The sequence below is a fragment of the Helicobacter sp. L8 genome (genome assembly GCF_003660355.1).
Lineage (GTDB): Bacteria > Campylobacterota > Campylobacteria > Campylobacterales > Helicobacteraceae > Helicobacter > Helicobacter labacensis.
This window is the reverse complement of record NZ_QXQR01000004.1, coordinates 71,849-93,708: the sequence shown is the minus strand read 5'-3', so window position 1 is coordinate 93,708 and position 21,860 is coordinate 71,849. Positions and strand designations below refer to the sequence as shown.

Annotated in this window: 24 protein-coding genes and 1 pseudogene; 17 read left to right on the top strand and 8 right to left on the bottom strand. The window is 45.6% G+C overall.

The window, feature by feature from the left end:
- Positions 1–30 precede the first annotated feature (30 nt).
- From gabT to EAO37_RS03560, 10 genes are all read left to right on the top strand, one after another.
- Complete coding sequence (gene gabT, locus EAO37_RS03600) at positions 31–1,299, top strand: 4-aminobutyrate--2-oxoglutarate transaminase (RefSeq protein WP_162982951.1); 1,269 nt, start codon at positions 31–33, stop codon at positions 1,297–1,299.
- Positions 1,296–2,726 (top strand): NAD-dependent succinate-semialdehyde dehydrogenase, encoded by a 1,431-nt coding sequence (locus EAO37_RS03595; RefSeq protein ID WP_120951578.1) that lies wholly within the window; start codon positions 1,296–1,298, stop codon positions 2,724–2,726. The genes gabT and EAO37_RS03595 overlap by 4 nt, the downstream gene beginning before the upstream one ends.
- Positions 2,727–2,999: 273 nt before the next feature.
- Entirely contained in the window at positions 3,000–3,959 is a 960-nt protein-coding gene (gene glaH / locus EAO37_RS03590) for a glutarate dioxygenase GlaH (protein ID WP_120944302.1), read from the top strand.
- A complete protein-coding gene (lhgO, locus tag EAO37_RS03585) occupies positions 3,960–4,958 on the top strand; it encodes an L-2-hydroxyglutarate oxidase (protein WP_240451715.1) in 999 nt (332 codons plus the stop codon).
- The gene (locus EAO37_RS09555) at positions 4,915–5,160 is read left to right on the top strand and encodes a hydroxyglutarate oxidase (protein ID WP_240451714.1); all 246 of its coding nucleotides are present in this window, start codon (positions 4,915–4,917) and stop codon (positions 5,158–5,160) included. Before lhgO ends, EAO37_RS09555 begins: the two co-directional genes overlap by 44 nt.
- A gap of 68 nt (positions 5,161–5,228) precedes the next feature.
- Complete coding sequence (locus EAO37_RS03580; protein WP_120944304.1) at positions 5,229–5,720, top strand: PAS domain-containing protein; 492 nt, start codon at positions 5,229–5,231, stop codon at positions 5,718–5,720.
- A 9-nt stretch (positions 5,721–5,729) separates the two neighbouring features.
- A complete protein-coding gene (locus EAO37_RS09810) occupies positions 5,730–6,869 on the top strand; it encodes a methyl-accepting chemotaxis protein (RefSeq protein WP_120944306.1) in 1,140 nt (379 codons plus the stop codon).
- A gap of 20 nt (positions 6,870–6,889) precedes the next feature.
- Positions 6,890–7,606 (top strand): SIMPL domain-containing protein, encoded by a 717-nt coding sequence (locus EAO37_RS03570; RefSeq protein WP_120944308.1) that lies wholly within the window; start codon positions 6,890–6,892, stop codon positions 7,604–7,606.
- A 202-nt stretch (positions 7,607–7,808) separates the two neighbouring features.
- Complete coding sequence (locus tag EAO37_RS09230) at positions 7,809–7,952, top strand: hypothetical protein (RefSeq protein ID WP_162982161.1); 144 nt, start codon at positions 7,809–7,811, stop codon at positions 7,950–7,952.
- A gap of 64 nt (positions 7,953–8,016) precedes the next feature.
- Complete coding sequence (locus EAO37_RS03560) at positions 8,017–8,286, top strand: hypothetical protein (protein WP_162982162.1); 270 nt, start codon at positions 8,017–8,019, stop codon at positions 8,284–8,286.
- Positions 8,287–8,336: 50 nt separating this feature from the next.
- On the opposite strand, the gene EAO37_RS03555 is transcribed toward EAO37_RS03560, so the two are convergent.
- Positions 8,337–9,233, bottom strand: a complete 897-nt coding sequence (locus EAO37_RS03555; protein WP_162982950.1) for a tetratricopeptide repeat protein — start codon at positions 9,231–9,233, stop codon at positions 8,337–8,339.
- A gap of 101 nt (positions 9,234–9,334) precedes the next feature.
- Between EAO37_RS03555 and EAO37_RS03550 the strand changes: the two genes are divergently transcribed.
- Together EAO37_RS03550 and EAO37_RS03545 are read left to right on the top strand one after the other, a co-directional pair.
- Positions 9,335–11,329, top strand: a complete 1,995-nt coding sequence (locus tag EAO37_RS03550; protein ID WP_240451713.1) for a methyl-accepting chemotaxis protein — start codon at positions 9,335–9,337, stop codon at positions 11,327–11,329.
- A gap of 208 nt (positions 11,330–11,537) precedes the next feature.
- Complete coding sequence (locus tag EAO37_RS03545) at positions 11,538–12,086, top strand: YtfJ family protein (protein WP_120944316.1); 549 nt, start codon at positions 11,538–11,540, stop codon at positions 12,084–12,086.
- A 521-nt stretch (positions 12,087–12,607) separates the two neighbouring features.
- On the opposite strand, the gene EAO37_RS03540 is transcribed toward EAO37_RS03545, so the two are convergent.
- The 3 genes and pseudogenes from EAO37_RS03540 to EAO37_RS09225 all read right to left on the bottom strand — a co-directional run bounded on the left by EAO37_RS03540 (position 12,608) and on the right by EAO37_RS09225 (position 15,708).
- Positions 12,608–13,120, bottom strand: a complete 513-nt coding sequence (locus tag EAO37_RS03540) for a hypothetical protein (RefSeq protein WP_120951574.1) — start codon at positions 13,118–13,120, stop codon at positions 12,608–12,610.
- Positions 13,099–13,698 (bottom strand): annotated as a pseudogene (locus EAO37_RS03535) (hypothetical protein); the annotation flags it as partial. The pseudogene EAO37_RS03535 and the gene EAO37_RS03540, both read right to left, overlap by 22 nt.
- Before the next feature lie 111 nt (positions 13,699–13,809).
- Positions 13,810–15,708, bottom strand: coding sequence for a hypothetical protein (locus EAO37_RS09225; RefSeq protein ID WP_162982949.1), 1,899 nt, complete (start codon positions 15,706–15,708; stop codon positions 13,810–13,812).
- 28 nt (positions 15,709–15,736) lie between these two features.
- Here EAO37_RS09225 and EAO37_RS03525 point away from each other — a divergent pair, with 28 nt between their 5' ends.
- Positions 15,737–16,504, top strand: a complete 768-nt coding sequence (locus EAO37_RS03525) for a hypothetical protein (protein WP_120951570.1) — start codon at positions 15,737–15,739, stop codon at positions 16,502–16,504.
- 342 nt (positions 16,505–16,846) lie between these two features.
- Here EAO37_RS03525 and EAO37_RS03520 read toward each other — a convergent pair whose 3' ends face one another.
- From EAO37_RS03520 to feoB, 4 genes are all read right to left on the bottom strand, one after another.
- Positions 16,847–17,332: a hypothetical protein gene (locus EAO37_RS03520; protein WP_120951568.1), complete on the bottom strand. Its 486-nt coding sequence runs from the start codon at positions 17,330–17,332 to the stop codon at positions 16,847–16,849.
- Positions 17,333–17,335: 3 nt separating this feature from the next.
- Entirely contained in the window at positions 17,336–17,884 is a 549-nt protein-coding gene (locus tag EAO37_RS03515) for a hypothetical protein (protein ID WP_162982948.1), read from the bottom strand.
- 210 nt (positions 17,885–18,094) lie between these two features.
- Positions 18,095–18,325 (bottom strand): hypothetical protein, encoded by a 231-nt coding sequence (locus EAO37_RS09545; RefSeq protein WP_235852879.1) that lies wholly within the window; start codon positions 18,323–18,325, stop codon positions 18,095–18,097.
- An 11-nt stretch (positions 18,326–18,336) separates the two neighbouring features.
- Positions 18,337–20,238, bottom strand: coding sequence for a ferrous iron transport protein B (gene feoB, locus EAO37_RS03505; RefSeq protein WP_162982149.1), 1,902 nt, complete (start codon positions 20,236–20,238; stop codon positions 18,337–18,339).
- A gap of 146 nt (positions 20,239–20,384) precedes the next feature.
- Here feoB and EAO37_RS09895 point away from each other — a divergent pair, with 146 nt between their 5' ends.
- The 4 genes from EAO37_RS09895 to EAO37_RS03490 are packed head-to-tail and all read left to right on the top strand — an operon-like array spanning position 20,385 to position 21,851.
- Positions 20,385–20,600, top strand: coding sequence for an ATP-binding cassette domain-containing protein (locus EAO37_RS09895; RefSeq protein WP_162982947.1), 216 nt, complete (start codon positions 20,385–20,387; stop codon positions 20,598–20,600).
- Entirely contained in the window at positions 20,573–21,088 is a 516-nt protein-coding gene (locus EAO37_RS09890; RefSeq protein WP_162982946.1) for a hypothetical protein, read from the top strand. The genes EAO37_RS09895 and EAO37_RS09890 overlap by 28 nt, the downstream gene beginning before the upstream one ends.
- 9 nt (positions 21,089–21,097) lie before the next feature.
- Positions 21,098–21,634: an ABC transporter permease gene (locus tag EAO37_RS03495; RefSeq protein WP_120951564.1), complete on the top strand. Its 537-nt coding sequence runs from the start codon at positions 21,098–21,100 to the stop codon at positions 21,632–21,634.
- Positions 21,603–21,851: a multidrug ABC transporter permease gene (locus EAO37_RS03490; protein WP_120943893.1), complete on the top strand. Its 249-nt coding sequence runs from the start codon at positions 21,603–21,605 to the stop codon at positions 21,849–21,851. Before EAO37_RS03495 ends, EAO37_RS03490 begins: the two co-directional genes overlap by 32 nt.
- Positions 21,852–21,860: the final 9 nt, after the last annotated feature.

The window sequence follows — 21,860 nt, the reverse complement described above, 5'->3', positions numbered from 1 at the left end:
CCAAAGGTGATTTTAAATAAAGGATTGGATATGGGAGATTTACTCAGCCGTAGGGTAGCAGCCACACCCAAGGGAATTGGCATTGTGTGCGATTGGTTTGTGCAGGAGGCGCATAACGCCACGATTAAAAGCACGGACGGACGCACTTTTATAGATTTTGCGGCCGGTATTGCGGTGCTCAATGTGGGGCACAGACACCCGCGCGTAATTGAGGCGGTTAAAAAACAGCTGGATTTATTCACCCACACCGCCTACCAAGTCAGCCCCTATGAGAGTTATGTTACATTAGCCGAAAAAATCAACGATCTAGCCCCCATTGAGGGGGCTAAAAAGACATGCTTTTTTACCACCGGAGGGGAGGCAACAGAAAACGCCATCAAGATCGCCAAAGCGCACACCAAGCGTTATGGCGTGATCGCCTTTGGGGGGTCTTTCCATGGGCGCACTGCAATGGCGGTGAGCATGACAGGCAAGGTTACCCCCTATAAAGCCGAGCTAGGCGTGGGTAATCCGGGGGTTTACCACGCCTATTACCCCAACGCCTTGCATGGGGTGAGCACACAAGATGCCCTGAGGAGTTTAGAGCACATTTGTAAGGCTTCTATTTCCCCTTTAGATGTAGCGGCTATCATCTTTGAGCCCGTGCAGGGTGAGGGAGGGTTTAACCCCGCCCCCCCTGACTTTATAGAGGGGTTGCGCGCCTTTTGTAACACGCATGGGATTGTCTTGATCGCTGATGAAGTGCAAACCGGCTTTGCGCGCACGGGCAAGACTTTTGCAATGGAGCATTTTAACACAGATGTGGACATCATTTGCATGGCTAAGAGTTTGGGGGGGGGATTTCCTATCTCTGGGATCGTGGGCAAGGCGCAGATCATGGACGCGCCTAGCCCGGGGGGATTGGGGGGGACTTACGCGGGCAACCCCTTAGCTGTCATAGCTGCTCTAGAGGTGCTAGAGATCATCAAAGAAGAAAAGCTCAATCAAAGAGCCCAACAGCTAGGCGCGCAACTCAAAGCGACTCTTCAAGAACTCAAAGAACAAGAACGCCTCAAGGAGATCGCCCAAGTGCGTGCGCTAGGTTCAATGGTGGCTGTGGAGTTTTTCAAGGACAACCACCCCAGCCCAGAGTTGACAAAGGCTGTGCAAAAAGAGGCGATGGATCAAGGGCTCTTGTTATTGACTTGCGGGAGTTATGGGAATGTGATTCGTTTTCTCTACCCCCTAACCATCCCCCAAGAACAATTTGATCGTGCCTTAAATATCATCACCCAATCCATTAGAAAGGTCATGGCATGAATTTTCAACTGTTAGATCACCCCTTTGTGAGCCAACGCCCCAAAGAGGGTTTTATCCCCGTGCTCAATCCGGCCACTCTACAAGAGATCGCCTATGTTAAAAGTGTGAATCAAGAGGAATTAGAGCAAATTATCGCCCAATCTGAGCGCGCCCAAAAGGCGTGGGCTAGCAAGTTAGCCCTAGAGAGAGCCAATATTTTACTCAAGTGGCGGGAGTTGTTGCTAGAGCACCTTGAGGATTTGGCGCGTATTCTTACTCAGGAAATGGGTAAGCCTCTCAAAGAAGCCCGCTCAGAGATTGTCTATGGGGCTAATTATCTGCGCTGGTTTGCCGAGGAAGCGCGGCGTGTGGAGGGGGATATTCTGCCTAGCGTGGTGCTTAACCAAAAAATCTTGGTGCTCAAACAGCCCATCGGGGTGTGTGGGGCGATCACCCCTTGGAATTTTCCCAGTGGCATGATCGCGCGCAAAGCCGCTCCTGCTTTGGCTTGTGGGTGTTCTATGGTTGTTAAACCGGCCACACAAACCCCATTAAGTGCCTATGCCTTGATGTTATTAGCCCATAAGGCGGGCGTGCCTGAGGGGGTGTTTAGCGTGGTGAGTGGGAAGGCGAGCCTCATCTCTAAAGTGCTGTGTGAGAGTGAGGCAGTGCGTAAAATCAGCTTCACGGGTTCTACTCAAGTGGGGCGTGTTTTAATGGCGCAAAGCGCTCAGAGCATTAAAAAACTCTCTTTAGAGTTGGGGGGCAATGCGCCCTTTATCGTCTTTGAGGACGCTAATTTAGAGCAAGCTATAGAAGGGATTTTACTCTCTAAATTCCGCAATAGCGGGCAGACTTGTGTGTGCGCCAACCGCATTTATGTGCAAAAAGGCGTGTATGAGAAAGTAGCCCACATGCTTAAAGCCAAAGTGGAGGGCTTGAAACTGGGTAATGGTCTAGAAGCCCACACCACCCAAGGTCCCCTTATTGATCTCAAAGCGGTAGAAAAGGTGCAAGAGCACATTAGCGATGCCACTGCTAAAGGCGCGCACATTCTTAGTGGGGGTAAACCTAGCGCGCTAGGAGCCAGCTTTTTTGAACCCACGATTCTAACCGGGGTGAATCAGAGCATGCTGGTGGCTAAAGAGGAAACTTTTGGTCCCCTAGCTCCCTTATTTAGTTTTGAGAGTGAGGAGGAGGTGGTCGCTAAGGCTAACGACACACAATACGGTTTAGCGGCTTATTTTTACACCCAAAATCTCGCGCGCGTCTTTAGAGTGGGTGAAGCCTTAGAATACGGCATGGTAGGGGTAAACTCCGGGCATGTATCCACAGAAACCGCGCCCTTTGGAGGGGTCAAGCAAAGCGGGCTAGGCAGAGAAGGCTCTAAATATGGTCTAGAGGATTATTTAGAGATCAAATACCTATGCGTCAATCTCAAAGAATAAGAGATGAGAGTTGGAGAACCCTAGATTGTGGGTTTTAGCCAGATCCCCAGTGTTGTTTTAAGCGCACGCATGCGCTGTGTTGGAGAGGGGTTTTAAATTTTGTGTTAAGTTTATTCCCAATGCACTCTCCAAGCCACGCTAGAATCTACACAAGAAGGGGCGTAGTGGCTTGTTTGTGCTAGAATGCCCGCAGGCTGGCTTTAAAATTCTCAACCATTACGATCGCTAGCCACTTTGGGCTTTAAAAGTTTAATCTACTATAAAGGAGAGTCCATGGCCTATCTAATCCAAACAGACGCTTTTAATGTCAAACCCACCCCCTATTCCCCACGCCTTTTGCAAGTAACTCTGTCCCAAGATACCATTGAAACCTTTCTCAAATCTGTTGAGGTTTACCCTGTGCAGGCTTTGGAGTATAAGTCTTTCTTGCGCTTCAGGGTGGCACAGATGTTGGACGCGCTTTGCGATCACCAGCTCAAACCCTTTTTGGAAAAAGCCCTAGGGGATCGCCAAACCGGAGCCCTATTAGTCGACCCTCAGGGCGTAAACCGCGCCGAACAGGGCGATGAAATGGTGAAGATCGCCACCGCGTTCGTGCATTTGATTGGGCGTTCTAACTTTGATCTAATGACCGGGCAGTTTTATGCACGCTGGGCGGTGCTCAATACCGACAATTCGGATAGCTACCTACGCAAACCAGACAAGCCCCTAGAGCTCCACAACGATGGCACCTTTGTCAATGAGGTTACCGACTATGTGCTGATGTATAAGATCGATGAGCAAAACATGGAGGGGGGCGATTCGCAACTTCTGCACCTTGATGATTGGGAGGAGCTAGACAAGTTTTACAACCACCACATGGCTAAAAGGGTGATGCGTTGGTCAGCTCCCCCTAGCAAAAATGTTACCAGCGATGTTTATCACCCGGTGTTTGAGGCGGACAGCCAAGCTAAACCCGTGATGCTTTACATTGACCAATTCGCCCAACCCAAGGATTATGAAGAGGGCGTGTATCTAGCCGATTTGGGCGATTCGCTAGAGAACTCTAAAGCCAAGCTCTCTTTTCCCGTGCCCGTAGGGCAGTTCTTGCTCATCAACAATCTCTTTTGGTTGCACGGGCGCGATAAATTCCAACCCCACAAGAATTTACGCCGCGAATTGATGCGTCAAAGGGGGTATTTCTCTTTTAGCACCAACCCTTTCAGCCGTTACAAAGACTTCAAACACTTCTAAATGGCGCGCATTTACGATTGTGTCGTGGTGGGAGGGGGGATTTTAGGGCACTCAGTGGCGATGCAATTGTTGCAAAAGTATCCAGATTTCAAGGTGGCGTTGTTAGAAAAAGAGGCTAGGAGTGCCTTGCACCAAACCGGGCGCAATAGCGGGGTGATTCACGCGGGCGTGTATTATACCCCGGGCACCCTCAAGGCGCGTTTTTGTTATGAGGGCAATAAAGCCACTAAGGCGTTTTGTAAGGATAATGGGATCGCTTATGAGGAGTGCGGCAAGTTATTGGTCGCTAGCGATGAATTAGAATTAGAGCGCATGCAAGCCCTTTTGGAGCGCACAAAGCAGAATGGTTTAGAGCGTATCTGCTTGGACGCTAAAGAGCTCCAAGAAATGGAAGCCAATATCACGGGTTTAGCCGGGATCTTCTTCCCCACTAGCGCGATCGTAAGCTACCCTGAGATCACCCAAGCGCTGGGCGCGCGTTTCCAACAACAGGGCGGGGAGATTGTCTACAATGCCAAGGTGTTTGCTTTGTGCGAACACGCTAGAGGAGTGAAGATCGAAACCACTAGCGGGGTGTTTGAGTGCAATTATCTCATCACCTGTGCGGGTTTGCATGCAGATAGATTGGTCAAAATGTTAGGGATTGTCCCGGATTTTACCATCTGCCCCTTTAGAGGAGAGTATTTCAAGCTTGCCCCACGCCATAACCACATTGTCAAGCATCTCATCTACCCCATTCCTGATCCTAGCATGCCTTTTTTAGGAGTGCATTTGACGCGCATGATCGATGGGAGCGTGAGCGTGGGACCTAATGCCGTGCTTGCCTTCAAAAGAGAGGGCTATTTGAAAAGCGATGTGAATTGGCAGGACATCAAAGAAATGATCGCCCACAAGGGGGTAAGAAGAGTGATTGCCAGATACTTTAAACCCGGGTTAGCCGAGTTCAAACACTCTTTTGCAAAAGAGTTACCTAGCCTTAGTGCAAAAGTATTGCCCTAGCTTGCGCCTAGAGGATCTAAGCCCCCACCCGGCCGGGGTGCGCGCCCAAGCGATCAGCGCGCAAGGGGAGCTCATAGAGGATTTTCTCTTTTGCAACACGCCTAGAACCCTCAATGTGTGCAACGCGCCCAGCCCAGCGGCCACTTCAGCCCTGCCCATAGGGGGCTACATTTTGCAACAATTAGAGAAAATCTTACAATGAGGCGCGCGTTTTTGACGAATTTTAGCAAAATGCGCTAGAATATCCTAACCTTGCTTTGAAGGGATGTTGTGGAAAAATTCGTGGATCGCAATTACTTTTTGGTAACCAAGACAAATACAAAGGGGGTCATCACTTATGCCAACAAGCCCTTTATAGACATTGTGGGGGGCAATGGGGAAAGGGATTTGCTACACAAGCCCCATAGTGTGGTGCGCCACCCGGACATGCCAAAGTTGATCTTCAAGATGATGTGGTCGACGATCAAGCAAAAACAAGAGATCTTCGCCTATGTCAAGAATAAAACCTTTGATGGGGATTTTTATTGGGTTTTTGCCAATGTAACCGCCTCTGTGGACGCTAATGGCATGGTGGTGGGCTACTACTCTGTGCGGCGCGCGCCCAATAGGAAAGCCGTTAGCATTGTCAGCGGGTTATACCAAAAGCTCCTAGAGGCAGAGAAGCGTGGAGGTATACAAGCCAGCACCATGCTCTTAGAAGAAACCCTCCAAGCTGAGGGTTACACTTATGACGCTTGGGTCAATAAACTACAAAGACTATAAGGATCGCGCATGCTAGGTTGGTTGACAAAGGGTAAGGATGACCTATTGCAAAAAATTGCGGAGTTTGTGGGGGCTGTGCGGGATGGGCATTTAGAGCACCGCATCATCGAGATCGATGAAAAAAGCCCTTATGCTGGCATCGCGCACGGTTTAAATGATCTTTTAGATCAGATCGAATCGGTTTTTAGGGAAATGGACGCGTGCGTGAAAGCCGCCTATGAGGGCAAGGATTACCGCAATATCTTCCATGAGGGCTATAGGGGGGTGTTTAAGCAATACGCCGTGCATGTGGATAAGAGCGTGGAGGGGATCGTGGTGGCTAATAACTCTGAGATCGTCTTTAGACTTGCGGAGATGGACGGGGGCGCGCGCGGGATTAGAGATGTGCTAGCCGATTTAGACGCTCGAGTCAAGCAATGCGCGCACAATAAGGAGTTGATGCAATCCATTGAGGACGACTCCCTGAGCACCCAAGATCAAATTGAAGCCATCCATAAGGATTTGTTGCATTTCAATGATAATTGTAACAATGTCAATGTGGTGATGGACGACTTGCGCAATAAAATGGATTTTGTCATGCAAGTTACCAATGTCATTAGCGACATCGCCGATCAAACTAACTTACTCTCTTTGAACGCCGCCATTGAAGCAGCTAGAAGCGGGGAGCATGGGAGGGGCTTTGCGGTGGTAGCCGATGAAATCCGCAAATTAGCCGAGAAAGTAACTAAAGAAGTCAGCAGTATTAAAGCCAGCTTTAGCCACTTCCAAGAGGACATCATCAAACTAGGTAAAGAGTTTGGGGAAGTGAGTTCCCTGAGTGGGGAAATTCAGGGGCATTTTGAAGAGTTTTTGAAGATTTTGAATTTGTTTGTGAGCAATAGCCACAAGAGTTCGGACAGCTCCAAAGAATTAGAAACGGGCTTGGAACATCTCAAACGCCGCATCGAATGGATTGTTTTGAAAATGAATCTTTACAGAGGTGTGGTAACCAATAAGGCGACCAATTTAGAATTAGACAAGGCAGTCGGACCAGAGAGTTTAGCGTTGATCCAAGAAGTGCTAGATCACATCAAGGGGCATTACAACGCTGAAGAAGTAGAAGCGATGGTGGCGCGTTTGGGTAGTTTAGATGCCACAGAAGTCCCTTGAGAAAAGAAAAAGGTTTAATAATGGTGTATGTGAAACTAGCTTTAGGGGTGGTGTTGGCTTTGGGGGTGTTTATAGGCGGGTTGGTCTTTGAGCGTTTTGTCTTAGGTAAGCACACAAGGGGACAAGCCACCCAAGTGATCCTAGAGCTCAAGGAAAGCCAGCAGGCTGTGCCTGAAACCTACAGCGCGCACTTGATCTTTAGTAGCGGTAACGCCTTGTTGAACACGCCAGATTTGAGTGCCGCCCAAGAGGAGAGCATTAAAGAGGCTTTTGCCCAGATCAATCTTTTAGCTAGAAAGAATCAGGTTTGCCAAGAAGCCACCTACAGCCTGCGCCCCAATTACAGCTTTGTGGAGCACAAGCAAACCCTCACGGGGCATAGACTTTATGCGAGCATGGTGTGCACCTTTGGGGTGGCTAAGATGGGTGCTTACGAGCAATTACGCGATAAGGTCGCCAAGATCGCCGCAGACAACGCCTTCTTTGTGCTAAACACCCCCGCTTTGCACCTGCATGCCAATAGCAAGGATCGCCTGCGCTTACAAGACGCTTTGCTAGCCCAAGCCCAAGCCCAGAGCGCGCTCTTTGCCAAGACTCTCAGCAAGCAGTGCTATATCAAAAACCTCAGTTTTTACACCAATGAAGACAATTTTACCCGCTTTGCCAACGCCCATGAAAGCGCGCCCCGCCACATGCAATTAAACCTAAACGCCCGCCTTACCCTGCGCTGTCTGTAGGGCTAATGGCATGGATCTGCAACACCTGCGCCCCAAAGGATAATCCCACTGCTAGCACCTTAAAGCGCGGTGTAGTGGAGCGCGTGGCTATAAGCAGTGGAGCTTACCTTTTTAAGCGTGTCCTAAGTTATCCTAAGTGGGTGGGTTCTCCCCTTGGGGTGGTTTGCGTTAGGTTAGGAAATCTACTTGGGAAAGGTTTCTCATGATTGAGGTTTCTGTAGCCCGCCAGTTTGGCGACACACAGGTAGCACTCCCTGAAAATACGGAGTTCGTAGCGACCGCTGTTATGGACAATGCCTTGAGTTTGGTTAATAGCATTGACCAAGCTCAACGCAAAGCTTGTTAGCCATTATGGCAAGAGTCAAGAGGAGGTTAATCACCTTTGTTCTCTTTATAAAGGTTGGTTGGCTTTGCAAATTTGTTATCCGGATGTGGATTTTGCGCCCAATGAAAAGTTGGATGAATATTGGCACATGCATATCCTAGACACGCGCGCTTACACCCAAGATTGTCTTTTCCTCTTTGGGGAGTATTTGCACCACTACCCTTATTTTGGGCTTGAGGGCGATGCGGATGATTTGGAACGGGCGTTTGAGAGAACCCGCAAGTTTTATGCGCACCACTTTGGAGAATCCTTAGTTGGCAACCCGGGTCCTTGCAACCCTGCAAAATGTAAATAGCCTTTATGGGGGGAGGGGGCGTATTTCTCATTTGGTGATCCCATCTTTGATCAAATCCAACACCACGCACCCGCCCGGTCGCCCTTATCGCAAGCTTTTTTGTAATATGCGCGTGCCTTTTGTTTATCCTGAGGTGCGCCTTGACCTTTATCTAACATGTCCCCTAATTTAAAAAAAGCTTGCGCATAACCCAACTTAGCGGCTTGTTGGTAGTAGTGCCATGCCTGTTTGTAATCTTGCGCCACGCCCTGTCCCTTATCATACATCTTTCCTAAACCATAATAAGCCGCATTGTATCCCATTTTTGCCGCCTTTTTAAGGATTTGCAACGCCTTATCATAATCCTTAGCGCGTTTGTAGATCATAGCGATATTGTAATAAGCCATCATATTCCCCAAATCCGCGGCTTGTTGGTAGTAGTGCATGGCTTTTTGCGCGTCTCTAGGGACACCCTGCCCCACATCATGCATATAGCCTAGTAGCAAATACACTTTAGCTACAGCGTCTTTGTCCGGCAATTTGGTGGCTTTTTGCAAATAGATCAGGGCGTTTTTATAATCTTTAGTTTCTCTATAGAGCAGAGCTATGTTAAAGCACGCTTTTAAATTCCCTAAATCTGCTACCTTTTTATAGTAATGTATGGCTTTTTGTGGGTCTTTGGGGATGTGGAAGGTGGGTGTGCGCACCTCTAGAGAATACAAATACCCTAACGCGCCATAAGCCTCCATATTCCCCAAATCCGCCGCCTTTTGTAAGTAGTCTATAGCTTTTTTATAATCGCTTTGTGTAAGTGTATTACTGGTCATCGCTTTTTGTAAGTAGTCTATGGCTTTTTGGTAATCGTTTTGTGCAAGTGCCTTATTAGCCATTTCTAGCGCATGCGCGCCCTTATCTTGGGCAACGCACAGGCTCATTAGAAGAGAGGCGATGCACAATAACTTTTTCATAGCCACATTTAAGCACAATATGTGCCCTACACCAACGCGCATTAGCATTTACCTTAATTTGCCTATTTTAATTACAATAGCATTTTTACTAGGAGTCTTTGTTGGGCTTGTTCAATAACCTGAAACTACAAAGCAAGATCATTTTGATCATTTCCATCCCAATGGTTGCCCTGTTGTCTTTCATGTTTTGGCAGTTGCGCAACACCTATGACTCCTTAGCGCGCAATAAGGATCTAGCGCGCCAGATTGAGGTGTCTAAATATCTTTCCGCATTGGTGCATGAAATGCAAAAAGAGCGCGGGATGAGCGCAGGTTTTCTCTCCAGCAATGGAGTGCAATTTGCTAAGGAATTACTGGTCCAAAGACGCAACACAGACACCAAGCTAAAAGAGCTCAAAAGTGTTTTAGCCTCTATAGCGCATTTGGACGCTAGTTATAAACAGGCTTTGCAAAGAGGGCTTGCCTCTTTGGACAACTTGTCCCAAGTGCGCAACGCGATGGAATCTAAGGACAAAAAAGCCCTTGTCAATAGCACGGTTAGCTACTTCACTACAAGCATCGATCTCTTCTTAGATAGCGTGCTGCAATCCATCAACATCATCCCCAACCCTAAAATCTCTGACGCTGTGATGGGCTATATTAGTTTTCTCTACGCCAAAGAGATGTCCGGGCTAGAGCGCGCCACGGCGAATCGAATCTTCATTGCCAACGCCCCAGCCGATCCCAATTACACTAAATTCATCGCTTTAGTGGCTAAACAAGAGATCTTTGAAAAATATTTTCTATCCTTTGGGGACGCCAAAAGCGTGGCGTTATTCAAGCAAGTTTCTAAGGATTCTAGCTTTCAAGATGTCCAAGCCATGCGCGCAAGATTGAGAGAAAAATACCTTGTGGGCGATTTTGGCATCAACCCCACCATTTGGTTTGACACCATCACAAGAAAGATCAATTTACTCAAACAGGTTGAAGATGGCATCAGCGCGGATATCACAAAGCTAACTGAGGTTGAAATCACAAAGAACACCCATTATTTTGCATTTCTGACGATCTGTGAAGTATTGCTCGTTGTCGTAACCACCATTTTATCCCTCTTAGTGGTGCGCAATATTTTTAAGAGATTGCAAAAGGTCAACAAGGCACTAGAACACATCGTAAATCATAAGACCTTCACAGATGAGATCATCATTGCAGCCCATGACGAAATAGGTTTGATGACAAAGTCGGTGAATGTTTTCATTGAATACATGCGCGATACCTTGCAAAAAATCTTTAAGGAGGTGCAAAACAATACGGCTATCTCCCAATCTTTAAGCACCATCTCTATAGATTTAGACTCCAACTCCAAGCAAATCAAGCAAATCAGCCATAGCAACACGGATTTAAGCCACTCTAGCCGCCAAATACTAGATGAAAGCATGGCGCTCTCTATTTCTACCAGAGAGCTTTTAGAGGGTGTGCTTAAAAATGTTTCTGAAACCAAGGCGGCGGTGGGCGTGATTGATGAATATGTCCAGCGCAATAAAGCCAGCGAAGAAAATGACGCTTTAGAAATGCAATCCCTATCCACAGAGGCACAGAATATCCAAAGCGTCTTAGATGCGATCACAGAGATTGCTGATCAAACCAATTTATTAGCCTTGAACGCCGCCATTGAAGCGGCACGGGCGGGCGAACATGGCAGGGGCTTTGCGGTGGTTGCCGATGAAGTGCGCGCTTTAGCAGAGCGCACCCAAAGAAATATCACAGAGAGCGAAGCCACCATTAAGCACATCTTAGAAACCATCGCCAAGATGAACCAAGAAAGAAAAGACAATCTAGTATTAATGCAAGCCCTATCCCAGCACTCCAGCCAAATGCAAGAGCATATGAATCATCTCTCTAGTGTGATTGTGAGCGCGGTGGATCAATCTCTGATCAATCTTAACAATACCCATAAAATCAACGAGCACACCACAAGCATCCTTGAAAATGGGGATAAAATCGCTATCTGTGTGCAGGATTTATTAAAGATCAACGATTCTATGCAAAAATCCTCTAACGAACTCAACCAACAAACCATCGATTTAAACGACTTTTTGCGTATGTTTAAAGTCTAATTACGCGCCCACTCTTAATTTTTTCAAGTTTTAGTGTTCATAGGGCTTTGGTGTGCGCCAAACACCGCTTTAGGATCAAGCGCTAGTAGAATGTATTTCTGTGGGCTAGTTAAACATCATGGCTACCCAAACCCCATTTGGAGTTACTTTTATGGGTTTAACAACACATAGTATAATTTCTAAATCTCAATTTGAAAGTGAGAGTGTTATGAAAAAATTATTGGGTAGTTTGTTATTGTCTTTGAGCATGGCGCATGGGGTCAATTTTACCCTCAATCAGTCCCTGCCAGATGTAGTGGTGCAAGATAAAGGTGAGTTGATCTTGAATGGAGATTCTATCCAATACAGGGTGTGGGCTAGTAAAAATTTACCCGGTAAAGTGCGTATCTTACAACACATCGCCGGGCGCAAGAGTGTCAAGGCAAAGAATCAGCCCCTAATGGATAAAATTGTCGCCCAGCATTTTGATGAGAATAAATACCAAACCACTAATATCATTAATGTAGATGATGCCATCATGGGCACAGGGCTTTTTGTGCGCGGAGAAACCAAAAAGGCTAAGAGGCAACACCCTAAGAGTCAAGTGGTGATGGACAATGAGGGGGTGGTACAAAAAGCTTGGGATTTGAAAAAACAAGAAAGCTTAGTGGTGGTACTAGACAAAGCGGGTAAAGTGCACTTTATGCATGAGGGCAAGCTAAGTGATGCTCAAATCCAAGAAGTGATTGACTTGGCTAAAAAATTACAGCAAGAATAGGGATTTCTTTGGGGGCTATTTTGAAGTCCAACATGTAGCTGGTTTTCAAAGCTATTCATTGGTAATCTGTGCTGTTACTGTTTTTCTAATGCGCAAGTCTTGCTTTGGAGATGCATGCTGTGCGCTTTGCGTATTTTCCACTATCCCCAACCAATCTCTCACAACGAGGGGGTTGAGGAATATAAGGGAAAAGGCGCATGCACACAGGAGTTTGGGGGTGGTTTAGTTGGTATGGCTTTGTAACCCTTCAACGCTTAAAGCGTTTTGCAAAAGCGAGCCTACTCACTACGGGATAAAAGAATGGATGGGATCCGCTTTTCTTTTTAGCTTGACATCGCGTATTGTCATGCTTAATCCTATTCTCCTACTTTGAATACTCCTCCATAGCTAAAATTAGGGGCTTTACGGCACGGTTGGTAATGTTTTTGGTGGTCTAAATTGTGGGCAATAGCTTTGGTATACCCTTCGCTCACGCGTCTGTTTTCATGCCTGCCTTAAGCAAAAGAACACCAGTATTGTTGTTACTCTCTTTGCATGGGGTTATCTTTGGGCCACATGGGAGGCTTGTGATCTAGTCCATTAGTTGTCTCTATGCCATTTAAAATAACATCATTGTCCTTGATCTCAAATCTAAACCATTCTGCCTTCCACACTTCATTATACTCCTTAGAATACACCCCCTTACCTATGAATAAAGTAGGCACATTCCCTACCTTAGCAATGGTGAATACATCGGGTTCTTTTAGAGTTTTGGGGATGTCCTCAAGGATTTTATACTGGTGTTTGTAAGTGTTGCTAAGATCAAACAAGCCCTGTTCTACAAAATTTTTCATATTCTGGTGGGTGAGCTTGATATTAAACTGCTTAGCCCCCAACTGGCTGGCAATCTCCTTATTTCGTAATTGCCCCAAAGTGAGCGCAAAAGCAGGATTGAGATGTGGCCATTGGTAATTAGCTGTAATGCCCTTTACTAACGCCACAAAGACATTATCTCTGCCATGCATCATATGTGTTAGTAAGGTTTTTTCCCCCATAGAGCGTCCATAATAGCAGAGTCTATGTGTTGAGTTCTTTTACCTCTGCTATACATTTTAGGCTGGTGTAACCTAGGCACGCCTTCTTTGGTGGAGACTCTTTTTCTAAATTTCGCTCTAGCCTCTTTTTCTTTTTCTTCCAGTGTTTTAAGGGGGCTTGTGCTATTCTTCACCTCCCCTTTAGGGCTAGAGTATCCCATGCCCTTGTTAAGCTGCGCTTGGTCGGACAACTGCGCAGAAGGGGTTCTAACCCTGTATGCTGTAATAACCCATGTATTCTCCCCTTTCTTATCCCAACCTTTGGACAAACCTACCTTAAACTCTCCAAAGTCATTATATAGATGGATTGTCTTAACGCCATCCTTATCCTTAATTTCTCCTTGCTCTATGATCTGCGTGATGCCATTGATGAGTTTATCCTGTGTGCTTGCCCCTTTAAAGCTCTCAAAGTCGCTCGCGTGTTTCTCTAAAATCTTGCTTAAGCCATAGGGCTTAAGGGTTTTGCCATTAACATCTTTCAAGCCTTTTAAATCCTGCGCGTTTGCTCCCCACACCAAATCAATATGCCCCAACCCCTCCCTATAAAACGCCCCAGCTACTTGCCCTCTTTGCTCTTTTAAGAGCTTTTCTACAGCTTGCGCCCCCTTGCCCTCAAACTCGCTAAAATTCTCTCCAAAAGCGGGATTAGGTTAAATATTGCTAATGGGACTATGCGTAGAATCTTCCACAACCTTAAACTCCTCTAGTATCCATCGTCTAGGCTGGCTAGGGTCGTTGTTATTGCTCCACTCAATGCGGGCGTTAAAATCCCATGTTTTGTTGTTGTAGGTGTCTCTCAAGCTTAGAGTAATGCCATCTTTGCCTTTAGTGATGTCGCCCTCTTTAATCACCTTGTCTAAATAGGTGGCAATGTGGTTATTGCGCCATTTTTTAAAGTCCCTCTTGGCTTGTTCCCCTGCTAGCCTGCCCACAGGTGTTAAAAATGCTTCTGGCTGGTTTTTAAAGGTCTCTAACCCTTTGGCTTGTGTAGCAATACGCCCTACATCTTTATACACCTCCCCGCCGTGTTGGGTGTAAATATCAATGCTCCCTAGCTCTTTATGGTAGTAAGCGGGGGCAACTTGCCCATTTCTTTGCGTGCGCTCATACATCAAGCCTAGCAGTGCGTCCTTGCCCTTGCCCCTTAACCCATTGTGGTTTTGCCCAAAGCTCTTATTAATGGGCAACTTAGTGTCCACTCTGGGCAACTCTTCTAGCCCCTCTAGGCTTTGGGGTTGTTTGTAATCTTTGGGTTTGGCTTTTTTGATGGGGGGTTTAGAGGCTTCTTGCTCTTGTTGGCGCACTTGGTCTCTAGCCTCGTATATATCCATTTGCTCGCGATTAATTTGTCGGCGACTCTTAGCTTTAATGCCATTGCCAAGCTTGGTGGCTTTTGTTTCTATAGTCTCTAATTGTAGGGGCGTGAGGACTTCAAAATATTTACTACTGAGACTATTCTCTACCCTAAAGCAATAAATCTTATCCTCAATGCGTTTGACAAGATATAAACAAAATTCATCTTGAAATAGCGCATCTGGGTGCTCTAAAGTGCTTTTCAATTGGGCTTCTAATCCATAGGGGATGCCAAAGCCAAAATCCGCGCTTTTCATGCTAAAGGGTCTTTCTTGGGTGCTCTCTATGGCTTCTAGGGCTTGCTTGTCCATAGGGGGTTTAAAAGGCTCTTGGGGGTTTTCAATGCTAAAGAGTTTCTTTAGCTCCTCTTGTTGATCTTGGTAAGTGCGTATCTTGGGTTCTTGCTCTTTGTCTTTAAGGGGGGTTGTGCTATCTTGTGTTTTAGCATCGGCTAAAGGAGTCTTTTTAGCCCCCTCTTGGGTGCTAGGCAAGTCTGTACTACGCTTAGCAATGCTCTCTTTCTTTTCAAATGCTGTTAATACCCAATTCTCAGCCTTGCCCTCAAAGTCTTTTCTAATGCTCGCCTTGTAAGTGCTATCTTCTAGTTGGTAGCGGTTAGGGGTTTCTTTAACTATGGGCAAGGTTTGTACCAACTCCTCTAACTTATCCAAAACTTCAGGGTGGTATTTGGCAATCTTGCTTAACCCCCATCCATCGCTTTTGCCACTGCCTACCTCGCCCCAAGGTAGGGTAATATACCCCAACCCCTCTTTATAAAACGCCCCTGCTACTTGCCCGCGTTTTTCTTTTAAAAGCTTTTTAACCGCCTCTGCGCCTTTACCCTCAAACTCTGCAAAGTTCTCCCCAAAAGCGGGATTGGCTTCAATTTTAAGCGGGGTTGTGCTATCTTTAACAACACTATCTAAAGGCTTGTCAATGGATTCATCAATCCCCTTACCCCCACTTAAAGATGTGGATTTTTGGTTTAATTTTGAATCTAAGCGGTTATATGCGTTGCCGGATGCTGAAGTCCCCGGGTTTGAATTTGACTTTTCTAAGGGCTCTTGGACTTCTTTTAAGTCTGTGCCTGATTTTTTTGCTAACACAGACCTTGTAGATGACGCTTGTGGCGAAGTGAGTTTAAACGAAGTGAGCAAGCTAATATCTAAGTCCGACTCTTGAGCGATCGCTTTCATCTTGCGTCTGAGTTCTTAAGTGGTTTCCATGAAAAAAATTATCATCAATGCACACCCTTTAATGGGGAAATGGACAGGCGTTGAAGTGTATATTTTGGCTTTGATCCAAGCCTTAGAAAAACATTTTGCGCACCAAGAAGTAGAAATCGTGTTGTTTGCCTACGATAAACTTTATTCCAGTCTTGAAGAACTATTAAAATTCCGTTCTCTCTCTCTCTCTGATAACTCACAACCACTAAAATCACACCCCAAAACTTTTCTCCAACGCCTTAAAAGCATCACCCCAAATAAAATCTATCTCTACTTTAAAACTAAATCAAGGCGTTTTTTAGCGCATTGCACCACCTTTGGTTTGCTTGGAGATTTTATTTTGTTCGTCAAATACCGCTTTTTGTGGAATCGCAACAAAACTTTAAGAAGTAAATCCTTTGATCTATGCATTGAAGCAGGGTGGCCTATTTATTACATCCATCCTCTTAATGCTAAGAAAACCTTAGTCTGTATCCATGATTTACCCTTGTGTGATCCTCAAAGTTGGTTTTTGTCAAAGGATAGCATAGCCCTTTGGAAACACTACATCTATCCTAAAATGGCGACTTGCACGCAAGCCATTTGTTTTTGTAAATGTGTCAAATTTGATATTCTTAAAACTTTTCACTTTTCTTCTGAGTGTGTGCATGTGATTTACCACGGGTTACGCACATACCGCGTTGGAGCTTGTGAGAGTTTGCCCTCCAACTTAGGGGAGTTTATTTTAGCAGTCGGGCAAGCCAATTCGCCCACTTCTGGGGTGTAATACGCCCCACGCATGGTGTGATAAAGGTTATCCAAATCAGCCACTTGATGGATTACAAATTTTCCATTTTTCAGGATTTTGGGCTTGTATTTTTGGGCATATTTTAAGTAGGCATCCCGTTTGCGTGGATCGCCCCCTCTTTTAAAAATATCCAAACACCCACTTTGGAGCAAAAAATCCATTCTAGCCAGTTTTATCTTAGGTAGGTTCGCTTGAATCTCCCCTAAATTAATCGCTACATGCAAATATTGGTAGCTTGAATCCTCTGTAATGGCTTGGAGTTTTTGTCGCATCTTTTGGACTTTATTTTCAAATAAGTAGGGAAAGACCCGATCTAAATCCTCAATTTTTTTTAAAATAAAGCTTCCCATCTTTTTGCCGCCAAAACACATCGGTCCGATCTTGAATGACCAACATGGGCTTATTTTCAATGTGTGACTTATTATCCACAAAATAGAGAAAGCTTTTTCTAACGATAGAGCCTTGTCTAATCGCTTGGAAGTATAATTTAATACCATCCTCTTCTGCGGCACGCACAAATAGCACTTTTGCTAAACCTTCTTGGTTTTTGTCATTGTTCTCTAAAATATCCATGCGAATGGTGTTGCTGTGAGAGGTGTCGCCACTTATAATCAGTTCATAATCTTTAAGGTCTTGGGGAGATACTTGGATAGAAAATAGCTCACCTCTCTCCAAATTTTTTCCATGTTCTCTATCATAGCTATAATCTCTCTTTAAAGAGGTTTCAGCGGCTTTAAAATCCCATATCCCCTTTAAAGGCTGGTTACTGATACAATAGACTTTCCCTTGTATCTGACAATAGAGCACACATCACTCCTTTTCTTTATCTAAAAAGACAAAGTCATTGAGTCTAATTAATTCTTTATATTGCATGGTTGTTTTAAGCTTTCTCTTTGAGATCAAAAATACCTTAAACTTTGCATAAGTGCCTTGCCCTTGTAGCTTATTGGAGTCAATGGATATTTCATAAAAGTGGTAGCCAAAAAACAAAAGATAGGGGTTAAAATAGGAAAATTTGCCCTTGAGGATTAAAAGATAAATGAGCGCAAACACCACGATAAATATTAGGCAATTCTCCAAACTGACCGCGATCACAAAATAGGCAATATACACAGGAATGTATTTAGGCTCGGCGACTTCGACCATCTCCACAGCGCGCATTTCATCGGAGGGCGGGATATGTTTTTCAACAAGGCGCATGTAAAGCCAAGACAACAGAGCGCAAACAAGTCCCCCTAGCAAAACAGAGGCAAGTTCTAAGAGCGTAAAAGTCGCGTTGTGCAAACAAAAAATGATTCCTGCAGGCGTGAGCGCTATGAGCACATAGACAAAGTAAAACAAGGATAAAAATACTCTCACGCCTCTATGCTCTCAATCATGCAAAATACACTGATACATCTAACATGTGGAGATTTAAGGCGCACATAAAACCTCTAAAACTAACAGATTGTGGCGATGTATGCGCCTAGCTTGTTCTTAGCTTTGTTGGTGAAAAAACTAACCCTATGCGCTTGGTGGTGTGGGGGATGTTGTGCTATGTGGGGGCGAGTGTTATCGCGCTTTATAGTGTTAGTTTTTTAGCCTTTTGGCTTTGTTTGGTGTTGGTGGGAGTGGGTTGGGCACTTGTTCATGTTTGTAGGCTTTTTCAAAAACTTTTGCAAGGCTTTTAAACTCGTTTCCACTTAAACAGGTGATGATTTTGATCGCGTGCGCGCATTCATCGCTAGCATAATCAAAGAGAAATAATTTCACCTGCGCGTTGGGTAATTTAATGGTTTCTAGCAACATGCTATAGGTCAAGAGAGACCCACCTAAAAGAGGTGAAGGCATATTTTAGTTGCATAATAGGCAATGCAAGAGAAGAAGTAAGCCACTGCCGTTGTAAAGACAAAGAGATAGAGCACAAATTTAATCCCCCCTGCCTCTCTCCCAAAGGTAATTGTGGCAGCAAAACAAGGGATGTAAAACATCACAAAGACAATAAAGGCGATAGCAGAGGGCACGCTCACATGGTTTTTGAGCGCGTTGCGAAACGATTTAGACTCTTGGCTAGTGTCTCCTAGAGAGTAGAGCACGCCCAAAGTGGAGACCACCACCTCCTTAGCCATAAAGCCCGTAACTAGAGAAATAGAGAGCCGCCAATCAAAATCCATGGGCTTAAACAAGCCATCAATGCTACGCCCCACACGCCCCACAAAGCTATTTTCTAAGATGTCTTGCTGTTTTTTCTCCTCTAAACTAGCTAGGGCTGTTTGTTTGGCTGTGTCGTCTAATTGGCTAGCTTCAATGCGGGCTTGCTGGGCTTGGTAGCTCTCTAGGGTTTTACTATCTCTAGGGTAGGCAGAGGCAAACCAAATAAAAATCGCGCCGGCTAAAATATAAGTGCCCGCTTTTTTGAGATAAGAGAGCGATTTTGTGTAAATGCTATACCAAATCACTTTGGGACTGGGCATGCGGTATTTGGGCATCTCCATCACAAAGGACTCTTCTTGCCCTTTAAAGACGCTAAGTTTTAAGAATTTTGCCATTAAGAGCGCGACAAGCGCGCCCAAGACATAGATCAAAAAGAGCACTAAGCTAGCGTATTTATCCGGAAAAAACGCCCCCACAAAGAGCACATAAATAGGCAGGCGCGCGCTGCAGCTCATAAAGCCGATCACAAAGAGGGTAATTAATCTTTCATGTTGGTTTTGCAGGGTGCGGGTTGCCATATAAGCGGGCACTGAGCAGCCAAAACCCGTAATCAAGGGGATAAAACTCTTGCCATGCAAGCCAAACTTATGGAAAATCCCATCGAGCAAGAACGCCACGCGACTCATATACCCGGTTGCCTCTAGCAGAGAAATCCCCAAATACAACACCACGATTAAGGGCAGAAATGAAAGCACCGCCCCCACCCCCCCAATGATCCCATCGCCTAACAGTGAGCCAATTTGGGCACTTGGTGCGTGCGCCTTAATCGTGTCGCTTAACAACGCAAATCCATCGTCCACATAGCCCTGCAAGGTGCCCCCCACTAAGAAACTCAAAAAGAAGACCACAAACATGAACGCCAAGAAAATGGGAACGCCATAAATGGGGTGCATTAAATAGCGATCGATGCGTTGGGTGTATCCGGGCGCGTTTGGTGTGTGGCGCGTTACCTTACTGGCTAATTTGTGGCAAAACTCAAAGGTTTCTTCTTTAGATAGAGGGGTGGAAGCCTTAGAAGTTTGGGCGTTGCGGTGCAGGTTGATGAGGCGATCTAAGAGTAAATTGACATTGAAATGTGCGTGCGCGGAGGTGGGGATACATGGCACGCCTAGATTTTTAGAAAGCGTGTCTACATCAATGTGCAAACCCTCTTTTTGGGCTTCATCCCACATATTGAGTGCCATGATCACCTTGTGGGGCGTGTGGAGGAGTTGGGTGCTTAGATTCAAATTGCGCTCTAAATTGGTGCAATCTAGCACATTTAAGATCAAATCAAAGCGTTCGTTCTCTAAAAACTGCCGGCTGACTTTCTCTTCAAGGGTGAAATCATTGAGGGCGTAAATGCCCGGTAAATCCACGATGGTGATTTTAGTGTTGTTATAGGTTGTGCTCACTTGGGTTTTTTCCACTGTAACCCCGGCAAAATTGCCCACTTTTAAATGCGCCCCACTGATCGCATTGATGAGCGAGCTCTTGCCCACATTGGGTTGCCCCACTAATGCCACCACAATTTCTTCCATGGACCAACTCCAAAATTTAATCTTAATTCTAAAAATCAATCGCGGATTATAGCGTGTAAGCCTAAATGTTTTATAAGTCTAAAGATACCCCGCGTTGGCACTGATCAAAGCCTAAATGTGTTAAACTCATTTAAAAAGGGTCTAGAGTGCAACTTGTCCTTCATAGTTTGTCTTATTGTGGTTCTAACGCTCTAAAACCTCTGCACCCATTGAGGGTAGAGAATTTGAGTTTCACGCAACACACCAGCACAGCGTTGATTGGGAGCAATGGGGCGGGTAAATCCACTCTCCTAAGCGCATTATTGGGCTTTCGCCTACTAAACTCTATGATAGCTTGTCAGATGGGCAAAAACAACGCTTGAAGTTGGATTTGAGTTTGGGGCATAACCCCGATCTCTTGATTTTAGATGAGCCCGAATCGAGTTTAGATGAGCCCACCACCCAGCGCGTGGCAGAGAGCATTAGCGCGCGCAATCAAGTTTCAAAGACAACTCTAGTTGCCACACATAACGCGAGTGTGTTAGAGAGTTGTGCGCGGGTTTTGTGCTTGCATCAAGGGCAAGTGATCCAGCATGGCACTTTGGCTGAAGTGATTAAGGCATTATTAGGCGATCTGGCTTTAGAAGTTTCTTATGAAAATGAAGCCGAGTGTGAGAGTATTGCACAAACTCTCAAGGATAAATACCTACTAACAACGCGCCTAGACACCCAGCACGCTGTATTCTTTGGCAACACAGCTCTAAAAGAGTGCCTAGAACTCGAGCCCCTATCACACAAGCGCATGGGGCTTAATTTGCGCCCCACAAAGGCGCAGGATTTGCTTTTGGCTTTAAATCACTGGGGAGCTTAAAGGACAAACATGCACCGTATCTATGCGATCTGTATCTTGGAGTTTAAATCCTATATCACTAACCGGGTTGCCCTTTTTTGGACTCTTGCCTACCCCATTTTGATGTTGGCTTTTTTAATCGGGGTTTTTGAGCATACCTATTCGCCCACTTACCGCTTTGCTAGCACTATCGGGCTAGTGATGCTCACCCTCATCTCCACGGCTATTTTTGGGATAGCCCAAGCCTTGTGTGACTCTAGGGCGTTTAAGGCACTCCTCTTTTACATGGCAACACCGGCAAGTTATTTAGAGATCGCGTTGGCAATTATCTTATCACGCTTAGGCATCGTGTTAGGCTTTAGCGCGCTCTTTATTGTGGGGAGTTTTGGCGTGTTGGGGATTTTGCCCCTTTTGAAGGTAGAGTTATTTTTCTTGGGCTTGTTGGCACTGGGCTTGGCGGGGGTGTTTTGTTCTGGCTTGGCTCTGTTTGTTGTCAAACACTTCAGCAACACCTGGAGCTGTTGCCATCTCCAATGTGTTAAACCTCTACATCATCATGTCCTCTAATGTCTTTGTGCCCTTGCAAAGCCTACCTAGTTGGAGTCAAATTTTCATCACTTCTTCGCCCTTTTATCATCTTAACAACATGCTCATTGCGGTGTTTTCAGGGCAAAATTTAAGCTATGCTCTAGGGGTTTGTGGCGCGCTCTTTGGGTTGGGCGTGTTTTTGATTATCTTAAGTGCCACGCGCGCTTTTCTAGTAAGCACGCCTAAATCGCGTTGAAGGAGAGTA

Bases quoted from the DNA above. Each gene is read 5' to 3' on its own strand.
- gabT (WP_162982951.1), top strand. From the start codon at position 31: ATGGGAGATTTACTCAGCCGTAGGGTAGCAGCCACACCCAAGGGAATT.
- EAO37_RS03595 (WP_120951578.1), top strand. From the start codon at position 1,296: ATGAATTTTCAACTGTTAGATCACCCCTTTGTGAGCCAACGCCCCAAA.
- glaH (WP_120944302.1), top strand. From the start codon at position 3,000: ATGGCCTATCTAATCCAAACAGACGCTTTTAATGTCAAACCCACCCCC.
- lhgO (WP_240451715.1), top strand. From the start codon at position 3,960: ATGGCGCGCATTTACGATTGTGTCGTGGTGGGAGGGGGGATTTTAGGG.
- EAO37_RS09810 (WP_120944306.1), top strand. From the start codon at position 5,730: ATGCTAGGTTGGTTGACAAAGGGTAAGGATGACCTATTGCAAAAAATT.
- EAO37_RS03570 (WP_120944308.1), top strand. From the start codon at position 6,890: ATGGTGTATGTGAAACTAGCTTTAGGGGTGGTGTTGGCTTTGGGGGTG.
- EAO37_RS09230 (WP_162982161.1), top strand. From the start codon at position 7,809: ATGATTGAGGTTTCTGTAGCCCGCCAGTTTGGCGACACACAGGTAGCA.
- EAO37_RS03555 (WP_162982950.1), bottom strand. From the start codon at position 9,233: ATGAAAAAGTTATTGTGCATCGCCTCTCTTCTAATGAGCCTGTGCGTT.
- EAO37_RS03545 (WP_120944316.1), top strand. From the start codon at position 11,538: ATGAAAAAATTATTGGGTAGTTTGTTATTGTCTTTGAGCATGGCGCAT.
- EAO37_RS03540 (WP_120951574.1), bottom strand. From the start codon at position 13,120: ATGGGGGAAAAAACCTTACTAACACATATGATGCATGGCAGAGATAAT.
- EAO37_RS09225 (WP_162982949.1), bottom strand. From the start codon at position 15,708: ATGAAAGCGATCGCTCAAGAGTCGGACTTAGATATTAGCTTGCTCACT.
- EAO37_RS03525 (WP_120951570.1), top strand. From the start codon at position 15,737: ATGAAAAAAATTATCATCAATGCACACCCTTTAATGGGGAAATGGACA.
- feoB (WP_162982149.1), bottom strand. From the start codon at position 20,238: ATGGAAGAAATTGTGGTGGCATTAGTGGGGCAACCCAATGTGGGCAAG.
- EAO37_RS03495 (WP_120951564.1), top strand. From the start codon at position 21,098: ATGCACCGTATCTATGCGATCTGTATCTTGGAGTTTAAATCCTATATC.